Genomic DNA, 13,563 nt, shown 5'->3' with positions numbered 1-13,563 from the left:
TGGTTTTAACTTGTTAACATTAAAAAACGCGCCCAGCTATCTATTATCCTGACTCGTAAAGGCCAAATAACAAATTCATTATAGTGATAATATTCATGCGATAGTTTGTTTACGGCGAGAGATAATTCGCTTTTTATCACCGAGCATCTCCCGATAACCAGGATTAATCAGCGCAATTTTGATCTTAACCTACCGCAAAACAACCGTGCTTCATGATACAAATGGATTCTCATTAACTGAACAATACGCAGCACGTCTATGACAAAGGGCGAGTTATGCAAACTGAGCAACAGCGAGCCGTAACACGGCTTTGTATCCAGTGTGGATTATTTCTTTTGCAACATGGTGCGGAAAGCGCGTTGGTTGATGAGCTTTCCTCACGACTGGGTCGGGCGTTGGGAATGGACAGCGTCGAAAGTTCTATCTCTTCGAACGCCATCGTGCTGACAACCATTAAAGATGGGCAATGCCTGACATCGACACGTAAAAATCACGATCGCGGCATTAATATGCATGTGGTGACTGAAGTCCAGCACATTGTAATTCTGGCGGAGCATCATCTGCTGGATTACAAAGGCGTAGAGAAACGATTTAGCCAAATTCAGCCATTACGTTACCCAAGATGGCTGGTAGCCTTAATGGTTGGCCTTTCCTGCGCCTGTTTCTGTAAACTCAATAAAGGTGGCTGGGATGGTGCCGTCATCACCTTCCTGGCCAGTACGGCCGCGATGTATATCCGCCAGCTGCTGGCACAACGTCATCTTCATCCACAGATCAACTTTTGCCTCACCGCTTTCGCCGCCACCACCATTTCCGGATTGCTTTTGCAACTTCCCACTTTCAGCAATACCCCCACCATTGCGATGGCCGCCAGCGTTCTGCTGCTGGTGCCGGGTTTTCCGTTGATTAATGCCGTCGCCGATATGTTTAAAGGCCACATCAATACCGGACTGGCACGCTGGGCGATCGCCAGTCTGCTGACACTGGCTACCTGCGTCGGCGTCGTGATGGCACTGACGATTTGGGGGCTACGCGGATGGGTGTGATCGAATTTCTGTTAGCGTTGGCGCAGGATATGATCCTCGCCGCCATTCCTGCGGTCGGCTTTGCGATGGTGTTCAACGTTCCCGTGCGGGCGTTACGCTGGTGTGCGCTGCTTGGTGCGATAGGTCATGGTTCCCGAATGATCTTAATGACCAGCGGGTTGAATATTGAGTGGTCAACTTTTATGGCTTCTATGCTGGTCGGCACCATTGGTATTCAATGGTCGCGCTGGTATCTGGCGCATCCGAAAGTGTTTACCGTGGCGGCTGTTATCCCTATGTTCCCTGGCATATCAGCTTATACCGCAATGATTTCGGCGGTAAAAATCAGCCAGCTAGGTTACAGCGAACCGTTGATGATTACCCTGTTAACCAACTTTCTTACAGCTTCATCGATTGTTGGTGCGTTATCCATCGGTCTTTCCATTCCTGGATTATGGTTGTACCGCAAGCGCCCTCGCGTATAAAATTGCCTCACTTAAAGCACGCGGATGAGAGACAGCCTCCTCTCCTCCGTGTGTTACTATAAAAGTTATCTCCCTTCTCGTTCATCGTTCCATATTTGAGAAACAGTATGTCTTCCAGAGTTTTGACCCCGGACGTCGTTGGTATTGACGCCCTGGTACACGATCACCAAACCGTTCTGGCAAAAGCTGAAGGCGGTGTGGTTGCCGTATTTGCTAACAATGCTCCGGCGTTTTATGCCATCACTCCTGCACGCCTGGCTGAACTGCTGGCGCTGGAAGAAAAGCTGGCGCGTCCGGGAAGTGACGTGGCCCTGGACGATCAACTCTATCAGGAACCGCAAACCGCTCCCGTTGCCGTACCCATGGGGAAATTTGCCATGTATCCGGACTGGCAACCCGATGCCGACTTTATCCGCCTGGCGGCGCTATGGGGCGTGGCACTAAGAGAGCCGGTGACCGCCGAAGAACTGGCGTCATTCATTGCCTACTGGCAGGCGGAAGGCAAAGTCTTTCACCATGTGCAGTGGCAACAAAAACTGGCGCGCAGCCTGCAAATCGGTCGTGCCAGCAACGGCGGACTGCCGAAACGAGATGTGAATACGGTCAGTGAACCTGACAGCCAAATTCCGCCAGGATTCAGAGGGTAACGATGAAAAACGTTGGCGACTTGATGCAACGCCTGCAAAAAATGATGCCTGCCCATATCAAACCTGCGTTCAAAACGGGTGAAGAACTACTGGCCTGGCAGAAAGAACAAGGGGCGATCCGCTCCGCCGCTCTCGAACGTGAAAATCGGGCGATGAAAATGCAGCGCACCTTTAACCGCTCCGGTATTCGTCCACTGCATCAGAACTGCTCCTTTGAGAACTATCGCGTTGAGTGTGAAGGGCAAATGAATGCGTTAAGCAAAGCGCGCCAGTATGTCGAAGAGTTTGACGGCAACATCGCCAGCTTCATCTTTTCTGGTAAGCCAGGAACCGGCAAAAACCATCTGGCGGCGGCAATCTGCAACGAGCTGCTGCTACGCGGTAAATCCGTATTGATCATCACCGTGGCCGATATTATGTCGGCGATGAAAGATACCTTCAGGAATAGCGGTACCAGCGAAGAACAACTGCTTAACGATCTGAGTAACGTTGATCTGCTGGTGATCGATGAGATCGGCGTGCAGACCGAATCGAAATACGAAAAAGTGATCATCAACCAGATCGTCGATCGCCGCTCTTCTTCCAAACGCCCAACCGGGATGCTGACCAACAGTAATATGGAAGAGATGACCAAGTTGCTGGGCGAACGCGTGATGGACCGTATGCGCCTGGGTAACAGTTTGTGGGTGATCTTCAACTGGGATAGCTACCGTAGCCGTGTAACAGGTAAAGAGTATTAATCCCCGTTTCTGGCGGTATACTGCGACACAATTCAACCTTGAGTAATGATGATGAAAACTATTAAACATCTTCTGTGCTGTGCCATTGCCGCCAGCGCATTAATTTCCACCGGGGTGCATGCTGCGTCCTGGAAAGATGCGCTCTCCAGCGCCGCCAGCGAACTTGGCAACCAAAACAGCACGACACAGGAAGGCGGTTGGTCGCTCGCGTCATTAACTAACTTGCTTAGCAACGGGAACCAGGCCTTAAGCGCAGATAACATGAACAACGCCGCAGGCATTCTGCAATACTGCGCGAAGCAAAAGCTGGCTTCGGTAACCGATGCCGAAAACATCAAGAATCAGGTACTGGAAAAACTGGGCCTGAACAGTGAAGAGCAAAAAGAAGACACCAACTATCTGGATGGCATTCAGGGTTTGCTGAAAACCAAAGATGGTCAGCAACTCAATCTGGATAATATTGGAACGACTCCGCTGGCAGAAAAGGTGAAAACCAAAGCCTGCGATCTGGTGTTAAAGCAGGGGCTGAACTTCATTTCCTGAACCGCGAAACGCCGCGTTTTAGCTGTTACCCGGCTGACGCGGCTCTCTCCTGCCCTTTTCCCTGCTCCTGGACGGTTTTACCCCTGTTACACGGGAAGCGACCGCGATCAAAAAAGTCTGTTTATAAACTAATTCCTAACAACATCGCATTTTTTTGACACTAGAATTGCAGCAATATGGCGACGCCATTACATTGTGCTTCTCAAAAAGCTTAAACGTTGGCTAAACGGCCCGGTTTAGTGAGGATCGCCCGTTGTCAGAACTACTCTCTTTCGCCCTTTTTCTCGCCTCTGTGCTGATTTACGCATGGAAAGCGGGACGTAACACCTGGTGGTTTGCAGCCACATTAACGGTACTGGGGCTATTTGTCGTTTTAAATATCACCCTGTTTGCCAGCGACTATTTTACTGGCGATGGTATTAACGACGCGGTTCTCTATACCTTAACCAACAGCCTGACCGGTGCTGGTGTCAGCAAATACATCCTGCCTGGTATCGGCATTGTGCTGGGGCTGGCGGCGGTGTTCGGTGCGCTGGGCTGGATCCTGCGCCGTCGTCGTCATCATCCGCACCATTTTGGTTACAGCCTGCTGGCACTCTTACTGGCGCTGGGTTCAGTGGATGCCAGCCCGGCATTTCGTCAGATAACGGAACTGGTGAAATCCCAGTCACGCGACGGCGACCCGGACTTTGCGGCTTATTATAAAGAGCCGTCGAAAACTATCCCTGACCCGAAACTCAACCTGGTATATATCTACGGCGAAAGTCTCGAGCGGACCTATTTTGATAACGAGGCTTTCCCGGATCTCACGCCTGAACTGGGCGCGTTGAAAAATGAAGGCCTGGATTTCAGCCACACGCAGCAGCTGCCAGGAACGGATTACACGATTGCGGGCATGGTGGCTTCTCAGTGCGGCATACCGCTGTTTGCCCCATTTGAAGGCAACGCCTCCGCTTCTGTTTCCAGCTTCTTCCCGCAGAACATCTGTCTGGGCGATATTCTGAAAAACTCGGGTTATCAGAACTATTTCGTGCAGGGCGCGAATCTGCGTTTTGCCGGTAAAGATGTGTTCCTGAAATCGCACGGCTTCGACCACTTATACGGCTCAGAAGAGCTGAAAAGCGTGGTGGCCGACCCGCACTATCGCAACGACTGGGGATTCTACGACGATACCGTTCTCGATGAAGCGTGGAAAAAATTTGAAGAGCTTTCCCGCTCAGGTCAGCGATTCTCACTGTTTACCCTGACAGTCGATACCCATCACCCGGATGGTTTTATCTCGCGCACCTGTAACCGCAAAAAATATGATTTTGACGGTAAGCCGAATCAGTCATTCAGCGCGGTAAGTTGCAGCCAGGAGAATATTGCGACGTTTATCAACAAAATCAAAGCGTCACCGTGGTTTAAAGATACCGTCATCGTCGTCTCTTCTGACCATTTAGCGATGAACAATACGGCGTGGAAATACCTTAATAAGCAGGATCGCAATAACCTGTTTTTTGTCATCCGTGGCGACAAGCCGCAGCAAGAGACGCTGGCAGTGAAGCGTAATACGATGGATAACGGCGCGACGGTGCTGGACATTCTCGGTGGCGATAACTATCTCGGACTTGGCCGTAGCAGTTTATCCGGGCAGTCGATGTCGGAAATCTTCCTCAATATCAAAGAGAAAACATTGGCGTGGAAGCCGGATATCATCCACCTGTGGAAATTCCCTAAAGAGATGAAAGAGTTCACCATCGACCAGCAGAAAAACATGATTGCCTTCTCAGGTAGCCATTTCCGTTTGCCGCTGCTGTTGCGGGTTTCAGACAAACGCGTGGAACCGCTGCCGGAAAGCGAATACTCAGCACCGCTGCGTTTCCAGCTGGCTGATTTCGCTCCACGCGACAATTTCGTCTGGGTTGACCGTTGCTATAAGATGGCACAACTCTGGGCTCCGGAACTGGCACTTTCCACCGACTGGTGTGTCTCGCAAGGGCAGCTTGGCGGTCAGCAAATTGTTCAGCATGTTGACAAAGCAATATGGAAGGGCAAAACGGCATTTAAAGATACGGTCATCGACATGGCGCGTTACAAAGGCAATGTCGATACGCTAAAGATTGTTGATAACGATATTCGCTACAAAGCCGACAGTTTCATCTTTAACGTCGCTGGTGCGCCAGAAGAGGTGAAACAGTTTAGCGGGATTTCTCGTCCAGAGTCGTGGGGCCGCTGGTCCAACGCACAGCTGGGCGATGAAGTAAAAATCGAGTACAAGCATCCGCTGCCGAAGAAATTTGACCTGGTGATTACCGCCAAAGCATACGGCAATAACGCCAGCCGTCCTATTCCGGTACGCGTAGGCAATGAAGAACAAACCCTTGTGCTGGGCAATGAAGTGACCACCACCACACTGCATTTCGATAACCCAACCGATGCCGACACACTGGTAATTGTGCCACCGGAACCTGTCTCAACCAACGAAGGGAATATCCTCGGGCACTCGCCGCGTAAGCTCGGGATCGGCATGGTGGAAATTAAAGTGGTAGAACGTGAAGGGTAATTCCTGACTGATGTGTAGGTCGCATAAAGTGCGACCTACACACCTTCTCCGGCCTACAAAACATTATTGAGAAACAGAAAAAAAACAGCGCCCAACACTTCCCCGGACGCTGCATGGCAACTTTAATAATCTCGCCTTATCAGAAAGTAATTACGCCCTTAATCAACTCACGATTGTTAATCACATCGCGCTCGTAGGTTTCTGCCAGCGTGGCGAACGGGTAGCGATGGGTTAACATCATGTCGGCAGTGATTTTTCCTTCCGTCATCAGTCGACCGACTTTAGCGAAATCTTCCGGCGTGGCGTTGCGGCTACCCATCATCGTCGTTTCTTTTTTATGGAATTCCGGATCGGAGAACTGCAACTCACCTTTAAACAGACCGACAAATACCACCGTGCCGCCGTGACGAATCAGATTTACGGTGTTATTCATCGCATGTTGATTACCTGTCGCGTCGATCACTTTCTGCGCCAGCGAACCACCAAACTGCGCCCGCAGCTGCGCGTCAAAATCTTCGGCTGATGGGTCCAGCACGGGCAACTCCAGACGCGTTGCCACATGTTCACGGCGCGCCGGACTGGTATCCGCCACCACTACCTGTGCGCCATCGGCTTTAGCGATTGCCGCCGCGCCCAGACCGATTGGCCCCGCCCCGACCACCAGCACCTGCTCGCCGGGAGCCATGGCTGCGCGACGCACCGCATGAGCGCTAATAGCGAAAGGTTCAATCAATGCTGCCGCCTGCGGGTCAATACCGTCTGCGGGCAAAATGTTCTCCACCGGCACGCTCAAATACTCACTAAAACCACCATCCTGATGCACGCCAATAACTGAAATTTTTTCACAGCAATTGGTACGACCGCTTTTACATGCAGGGCACTGCTGACAGGCAACATAAGGGATCACAGCAACTTGCTGACCATTTTTAAGATCAGCAATATTTTTACCCAGCCCAACAATCTCCCCACATATTTCATGGCCTAAAACCCGTGGATAACTAAAAAATGGTTGATTTCCACCCCAGGCATGAATATCGGTACCGCAAATCCCGACAGACTTAATTTTTATTAATGCTTCATTGTCACCCGGAATAGGTATCTCGCGTTGTTTCCAGACTAATTCTTTCGGCTGCTGGCAAATTAAAACATTCATCGTAGACATGATTCGGCTCTCCATTTTTTGTTGCCTTAGATATCAATGAAAATGAAAAATGGCAGCGGAACGGAAAATCTGTTTTGTGAAAACACACGCATAAAAATGTTTTAAATCGGGTTTTAATGGACTCACAAGGAGGAAAATATGAGTCGTTCACAAAATTTACGCCACAATGTGATTAACCAGGTCATTGATGATATGGCGCGGGGTCATATCCCTTCCCCACTTCCATCGCAAAGTGCGCTGGCGGAAATGTACAACATCAGCCGCACTACAGTGCGTCATATTCTCAGCCACTTACGCGAATGCGGCGTCTTAACGCAGGTTGGAAACGACTATGTTATTGCGCGTAAACCTGACCATGATGACGGTTTCGCCTGTACTACCGCTTCAATGAGTGAACAAAACAAAGTGTTTGAGCAGGCTTTTTTCACGATGATAAACCAGCGCCAGTTACGCCCAGAGGAAACTTTTTCTGAACTGCAACTGGCTCGAGCCGCGGGTGTCAGCCCGGTTGTAGTAAGAGAATATCTTTTAAAATTCGGCCGTTATAATCTTATTCAAAGCGAAAAGCGCGGCCAGTGGAGCATGAAGCAATTCGATCAATCCTACGCTGAGCAGCTGTTTGAGCTACGCGAAATGCTCGAAACTCATTCACTTCAGCACTTTCTCAACCTGCCTGATCATGATCCCCGCTGGCTGCAGGCGAAAACCATGCTCGAACGTCATCGGCTACTGCGTGACAACATCGGCAATAGCTTTCGCATGTTCTCGCAACTTGACAGAGATTTTCACTCCTTACTGCTTTCAGCTGCCGACAATATCTTTTTTGATCAATCGCTTGAGATCATCTCAGTCATCTTTCATTTTCACTATCAATGGGACGAAAGCGATCTTAAACAGCGCAATATCATTGCCGTCGATGAGCATATGACCATTCTCAGCGCTCTGATTTGCCGCAGTGACCTTGATGCCACCCTTGCGCTCCGTAACCATTTGAATTCAGCTAAACAATCAATGATTCGATCCATTAATGAGAACACGCGTTATGCTCATTAAGTACGGATTAAAAACAGCAAACTATTAGCGGGTGCACGGTTTTATCAAAAGATAAATACCGGGAAATTCCCGCTTACCTATGCTCACAATCAGTCGACTAAAAATGTTTTTGTGAGCGGTAGTAAAGTCCTAAAACTTTAACCTGCCGTTAATGTCAACCTTGCGTAGTGCACAATTACGTAAACAATTAAAATTATAAATACAGGAGTCCGGCGTGGAAAAAGAAAATATCACCCTCGATCCGCGTTCTTCATTTACTCCATCTTCGTCGGCAGATATTCCCGTGCCACCAGATGGATTAGTTCAACGCAGTACCCGAATTAAACGCATTCAAACCACCGCCATGTTGTTATTATTTTTTGCGGCGGTAATCAATTATCTCGACCGCAGTTCGCTGTCGGTAGCAAATTTAACGATTCGTGAAGAATTGGGATTAAGTGCCACCGAAATCGGCGCTTTGCTCTCCGTGTTTTCACTCGCTTACGGGATTGCGCAACTTCCTTGCGGCCCACTATTGGATCGTAAAGGCCCGCGCCTGATGCTGGGACTGGGGATGTTCTTCTGGTCACTGTTCCAGGCCATGTCTGGCATGGTTCACAGCTTTACGCAGTTCGTGTTGGTGCGTATCGGTATGGGGATTGGTGAAGCGCCGATGAACCCATGTGGCGTAAAAGTCATTAACGACTGGTTCAACATCAAAGAGCGCGGACGCCCGATGGGTTTCTTCAACGCAGCTTCTACCATTGGCGTTGCCGTTAGCCCACCGATTCTGGCGGCGATGATGCTGGTGATGGGCTGGCGCGGGATGTTTATTACTATTGGTGTACTGGGGATTTTTCTCGCCATCGGCTGGTATATGCTCTATCGCAACCGCGAGCACGTAGAACTGACTGCCGTTGAACAAGCTTATCTCAATGCAGGTAGCGTCAATGCCCGCCGAGATCCGCTCAGTTTTGCCGAATGGCGCAGCTTGTTCCGTAACCGCACAATGTGGGGAATGATGCTCGGATTCAGTGGCATCAACTACACTGCGTGGCTGTATCTGGCCTGGCTTCCTGGTTACCTGCAAACAGCCTATAACCTGGATTTAAAAAGCACAGGGTTGATGGCGGCTATCCCTTTCCTGTTTGGGGCTGCCGGGATGCTGGTCAACGGTTACGTTACTGACTGACTGGTCAAAGGGGGAATGGCTCCGATTAAAAGCCGTAAGATCTGCATTATTGCCGGGATGTTCTGTTCTGCCGCCTTTACGCTGGTCGTACCGCAAGCGACAACATCCATGACGGCGGTTCTGCTGATTGGCATGGCACTGTTCTGTATTCACTTTGCCGGAACATCCTGCTGGGGCTTGATCCACGTCGCAGTTGCTTCTCGCATGACGGCGTCGGTGGGCAGTATCCAGAACTTTGCCAGCTTCATCTGCGCCTCTTTTGCGCCGATCATTACTGGTTTTATTGTTGATACCACCCACTCATTCCGTCTGGCACTAATCATCTGCGGTTGCGTCACCGCGGCGGGTGCACTGGCGTACATCTTCCTGGTTCGTCAGCCGATCAACGACCCGCGTAAAGATTAATCTCCCTATGCCCGATAACATTTTGCTTATCGGGCATTTTTATGGCGATTAAAACGTTTCCCAGTTCTCCCCGCTATCTGCCACGGCCATTTTACGCGGCGCAGCTGGCGTCACGGTTTTTACCACAGCCGATGTTTCACGCTGATGTTGCTGCTGTTGCTGAATCCGGAACACTGCCACAGCTTCGGTCAGGCGACTGGCCTGCTCTTCCAGCGCGGCAGCGGCGGCGGCAGATTCTTCCACCAGCGCGGCGTTCTGTTGAGTTACCCGGTCCATCTCAGCAACCGCTAATCCAACCTGATCGATACCACGGCTCTGCTCATCAGAAGCAGAAGCAATTTCGCCCATAATGTCCGTCACGCGGGTCACGGCACTGACAATCTCTGCCATGGTTTCCCCGGCGCTTTCGACCAGCGTAGAGCCAACATCTACTTTCCCCACCGAGTCTTCAATCAGGCTTTTAATTTCACGAGCCGCCTGAGCGCTGCGCTGGGCCAGATTACGCACTTCACCCGCGACCACCGCAAAACCGCGCCCTTGCTCACCCGCGCGCGCTGCTTCAACCGCCGCGTTCAAAGCGAGAATATTGGTCTGGAAGGCAATGCCGTCAATTACGCTGATAATATCGGCGATTTTCTGCGAACTGGTGGAGATATCGCGCATAGTCTGCACCACGTTATCTACCACTTTGCCGCCGCGTTGCGCCGTTTCAGAAGCACTTAACGCCAGGTGGCTGGCCTGGCGCGCATTTTCGGCGTTCTGCTTCACCGTTGCGGTCAGTTGCTCCATGCTGGCTGCCGTCTCTTCCAGCGAAGCGGCCTGTTGCTCGGTGCGCGAAGAGAGATCGTTATTGCCGGTAGCGATTTCGCTGGCACCGCTATAGATGGCATTGGCCCCGTTGCGCACATCACCGACGGTACGCATCAGCTCTCCCTGCATATGGCGCAAACTCTCAGCCAGTTGCCCCATCTCATTAGAGCCATCCACCTCAATCGGTTTCACCAGATCGCCGCCTGCAATATGACGAATGCTGTCAATCAGGCGATTCATTGGCGCTACCAACGAGGCTTTAATACCGAACCAGACGGCGAAGATGACCGCCAGTACGACGATCATCACGCCCACCAGAATCCACATCGCCTGGCTGTAGGAGGCATTATTATCGCTGACGGCGATATCATAGAGCCGATCGTTTTGCTCCATGTAAACCACATACTGCTTCTCGAAACCGTCCTGATATCCCTGGGTCGGCTGATCAAAGAACTCGTTGATTTTGCCTGCACCTAACAGTTGGATCAGCTCCGCCAGCGCATTGTGATAAATATCGTAATTACGTTTGATCTCTGCCGCTGCGGCGGTGCTCTGACGCGGGTCACGCGGCAACGCTTCGTAATCCGCCCAGTTTTTTTCCGCCTGTTTCAGCGAAATACTGGCACTCTGCATCAGCTCAGCAACGGTTGAACCGCTACCAATATTATTCTGATCCATCATGTAGCGGATACCCGCGCGGTTGAGGGTGTTACGCGTCTGCAACAACGCGACCCAGCTGCCATTCAGCGTGGATTGCTGCTGGCGAATGGTTTGTAAAACAGTGAAATTTTCTTTGTCATTCTTTAAGGCATTAAAGAACAGACCGCCTGATGTCAGTTGTAAAAGGCCAAAAACGGCCAAAACCAGCAGTAAGCTGGTCACGATCTTGATACGTTTTAACATGGTTTCTCTTTCCACTAGACAGATACACTGGTTGTCGGCCTGGTGGTGGAAAACTTTATGCAGTGGAAAAGCGTCGGCACTGCTTTTGTTGCAGCAAACTTGCGTTTTTTGTGAGGGTCACACTCTATAGCGGCAGTTTATGGTACAAAGTATCAATCTTCTTCGAACCAGTGATACTCCTATGGCTTATAGCATCGATATCATCTCCTGCATTACCGAACGGTTTATGGCGTTAACAGCCACTGAAAAGCGTATCGCACAATTTATTCTTGATGACGTCTCTGCCGCAGTAGAGTTGCCAATTGCTGAGCTGGCACGGTTAACGCAAACCAGTCAGGCGTCGGTGACGCGTTTTGCCCGTGCACTGGGGTGCAAAGATGTCCGCGAGTTGAAAGTCAAACTGGCGCAGTCACTGGCTGTCGGGCAGCGGTTTATTCTCGATGTACCGGATCTTGACGGTGTTCAGGGGATCTACGAAGCGATTATTAGCGTGCTGGAGACGCATCGTCGTTCGCTGGATATGAATGCCATCAGCCAGGCTGTAAGCTGGTTAAGTCAGGCGCGGCAAATTCTTGCGTTAGGAACTGGCGGCGGTTCCACTATCTGTTCACAGGAGATTCAGTACCGTTTATTCCGTCTGGGGCTACCGGTGGTCAGTCAGAATGATGCCCTGATGATGAGAATGATGTGCTCGGCAGTCATGCCGCAGGATGTGGTGATTGTGCTTTCGCTGGGCGGTTATACACCGGAAATCATCGAAAGTGCGGCAATCGCCCGTCAGTATGGCGCGCGTGTTATTGCCATTACGCCAGCACAAACACCGCTGGCGGAACAGGTGGATCTGGTATTGCCGTTACTGGTTCAGGAAAGTGATTACATCTTTAAGCCCACCCCTTCCCGCTACGCGATGTTAGCCATGGTCGATGTACTGGCAACAGAACTGGCAATGGCAAATAAAGCGCAGGCGAAAGATCGCCTGCGGCGGATAAAACTCGTGTTAGACAGCCACCGTGGGGGCGCTAACCGCCAGCCACTTGGCGATTAGCATTGTCGGTTATGCTTCTTCAGGTTTGGTGATCACGACACTCTGGTTTTCACGCTCATTGGTGATAATAGCCAAAGCTTCTTCCCGGCTGACCTGACTTGCTGGCGTTACCAACGTCACCAGTACGCCAGCGACCAGGCTGCCCAGCACTGACGGAATACACGGGTTACCCCAGTAAGCCAGCCAGTCGGCATTCATCAGCACCACAATTGACATCACCATACCGCTCACTAACGCCGCCAGCGCGCCCTGCCAGTTAAAGCGTAGCCAGAAGCGACCGAGAATCGAGCAGATAAACAGCCCGGACATCAGCATCGAAATCATTTTGGTAATGTAGCTGATGATGTCATTAGAGGTCAGAGCAAAGACCAGCGCCAGGCCAATAACAAAGGTCAACATCCAGCGTGAGTAAGTAATGGCCTTGTCCTCCGGCGGCATTCTGCCGGTAATCATGGTGTAGACGTCGCGCATCATAATCGCCACCGCCGCGATGGCATCGGAGCTGGCAGAAGACATGGTGGCTGAAAGCCCGGCAATCAGCACCACCAGCCCAAGAATGGCAGGTAAGAAACTGGTCGCGAACAAGAAGGCGTAGTTGCTGTTTTCCAGATTTGGGTTCATGGTGAACGCCGCCATGCCGATAATGGCAGGCAAAATCGAGAAGAACAGATATAACACCCCAGTAATAACAAACGAACGGCGTACAGAGGGAACATCTTTACCCGAGTAAATACGCTGGCGATAAGACGGTGTTGCCAGCACACCTACGCCAATAACCAGTGCCAGCGAAAGCGCAGGCAGCACGCCCATTTTATCAATCGCAAACAGGCTCATCGCTTTTGGGTCCATCGCCTGCTCAATCGCACTCCAGCCGCCAACGTGAACAACGGCAAGAATAGCCATTAATATAAAGCCAAAGGGTAATGACTCCAACTTATTGATAGTGTTTTATGTTCAGATAATGCCCGATGACTTTGTCATGCAGCTCCACCGATTTTGAGAACGACAGCGACTTCCGTCCCAGCCGTG

General features: G+C 50.9%; 11 protein-coding genes and 2 pseudogenes. 9 read left to right on the top strand and 4 right to left on the bottom strand.

The window, feature by feature from the left end; all coding sequences use genetic code 11:
* The first annotated feature begins 275 nt into the window (after nt 1-275).
* From ACJHWT_RS20175 to opgB, 6 genes are all read left to right on the top strand, one after another.
* Complete coding sequence (locus tag ACJHWT_RS20175; RefSeq protein ID WP_001314410.1) at nt 276-1,046, top strand: threonine/serine exporter ThrE family protein; 771 nt, start codon at nt 276-278, stop codon at nt 1,044-1,046.
* Nucleotides 1,037-1,510, top strand: coding sequence for a threonine/serine exporter (locus tag ACJHWT_RS20170; protein ID WP_000538188.1), 474 nt, complete (start codon nt 1,037-1,039; stop codon nt 1,508-1,510). Before ACJHWT_RS20175 ends, ACJHWT_RS20170 begins: the two co-directional genes overlap by 10 nt.
* 107 nt (nt 1,511-1,617) lie before the next feature.
* A complete protein-coding gene (gene dnaT, locus ACJHWT_RS20165; protein ID WP_001298056.1) occupies nt 1,618-2,157 on the top strand; it encodes a primosomal protein DnaT in 540 nt (179 codons plus the stop codon).
* Between the two features lie 2 nt (nt 2,158-2,159).
* Nucleotides 2,160-2,897 (top strand): DNA replication protein DnaC, encoded by a 738-nt coding sequence (dnaC, locus tag ACJHWT_RS20160; protein WP_000799911.1) that lies wholly within the window; start codon nt 2,160-2,162, stop codon nt 2,895-2,897.
* Between the two features lie 48 nt (nt 2,898-2,945).
* On the top strand, nt 2,946-3,440 hold the full coding sequence (gene yjjA, locus ACJHWT_RS20155) for a DUF2501 domain-containing protein YjjA (protein WP_021525752.1): 495 nt from the start codon (nt 2,946-2,948) through the stop codon (nt 3,438-3,440).
* Between the two features lie 253 nt (nt 3,441-3,693).
* Nucleotides 3,694-5,985, top strand: coding sequence for a phosphatidylglycerol--membrane-oligosaccharide glycerophosphotransferase (gene opgB, locus ACJHWT_RS20150; RefSeq protein ID WP_001292627.1), 2,292 nt, complete (start codon nt 3,694-3,696; stop codon nt 5,983-5,985).
* A 139-nt stretch (nt 5,986-6,124) separates the two neighbouring features.
* Here opgB and lgoD read toward each other — a convergent pair whose 3' ends face one another.
* Entirely contained in the window at nt 6,125-7,147 is a 1,023-nt protein-coding gene (lgoD, locus tag ACJHWT_RS20145) for an L-galactonate oxidoreductase (protein WP_410232355.1), read from the bottom strand.
* A gap of 138 nt (nt 7,148-7,285) precedes the next feature.
* Here lgoD and ACJHWT_RS20140 point away from each other — a divergent pair, with 138 nt between their 5' ends.
* Nucleotides 7,286-8,200, top strand: coding sequence for a GntR family transcriptional regulator (locus tag ACJHWT_RS20140; RefSeq protein WP_000091568.1), 915 nt, complete (start codon nt 7,286-7,288; stop codon nt 8,198-8,200).
* Nucleotides 8,201-8,414: 214 nt separating this feature from the next.
* Nucleotides 8,415-9,776 (top strand): annotated as a pseudogene (locus ACJHWT_RS20135) (MFS transporter).
* Between the two features lie 48 nt (nt 9,777-9,824).
* Here the strand turns inward: ACJHWT_RS20135 and tsr are convergent.
* Nucleotides 9,825-11,489, bottom strand: coding sequence for a methyl-accepting chemotaxis protein (gene tsr / locus ACJHWT_RS20130; RefSeq protein WP_410232354.1), 1,665 nt, complete (start codon nt 11,487-11,489; stop codon nt 9,825-9,827).
* Between the two features lie 181 nt (nt 11,490-11,670).
* On the opposite strand from tsr, the gene ACJHWT_RS20125 reads away from it, so the two are divergent.
* Nucleotides 11,671-12,534 carry a MurR/RpiR family transcriptional regulator gene (locus ACJHWT_RS20125; RefSeq protein ID WP_000331734.1) on the top strand — a complete coding sequence of 288 codons (864 nt, stop codon included), beginning with the start codon at nt 11,671-11,673 and terminating at the stop codon, nt 12,532-12,534.
* Nucleotides 12,535-12,543: 9 nt separating this feature from the next.
* Here the strand turns inward: ACJHWT_RS20125 and ACJHWT_RS20120 are convergent.
* Both ACJHWT_RS20120 and ACJHWT_RS20115 read right to left on the bottom strand, forming a co-directional pair.
* Nucleotides 12,544-13,452, bottom strand: a pseudogene (locus tag ACJHWT_RS20120) (sodium:solute symporter family transporter); the annotation flags it as partial.
* A gap of 16 nt (nt 13,453-13,468) precedes the next feature.
* The coding region (locus tag ACJHWT_RS20115; RefSeq protein WP_000306640.1) for an IS1 family transposase at nt 13,469-13,563 on the bottom strand (95 nt) is incomplete at its 5' end.

The sequence above is a fragment of the Escherichia sp. WS338 genome, assembly GCF_046486405.1.
GTDB classification, from domain to species: Bacteria; Pseudomonadota; Gammaproteobacteria; order Enterobacterales; family Enterobacteriaceae; genus Escherichia; species Escherichia coli.
This window is presented reverse-complemented; position numbering and strand designations above follow the sequence as displayed.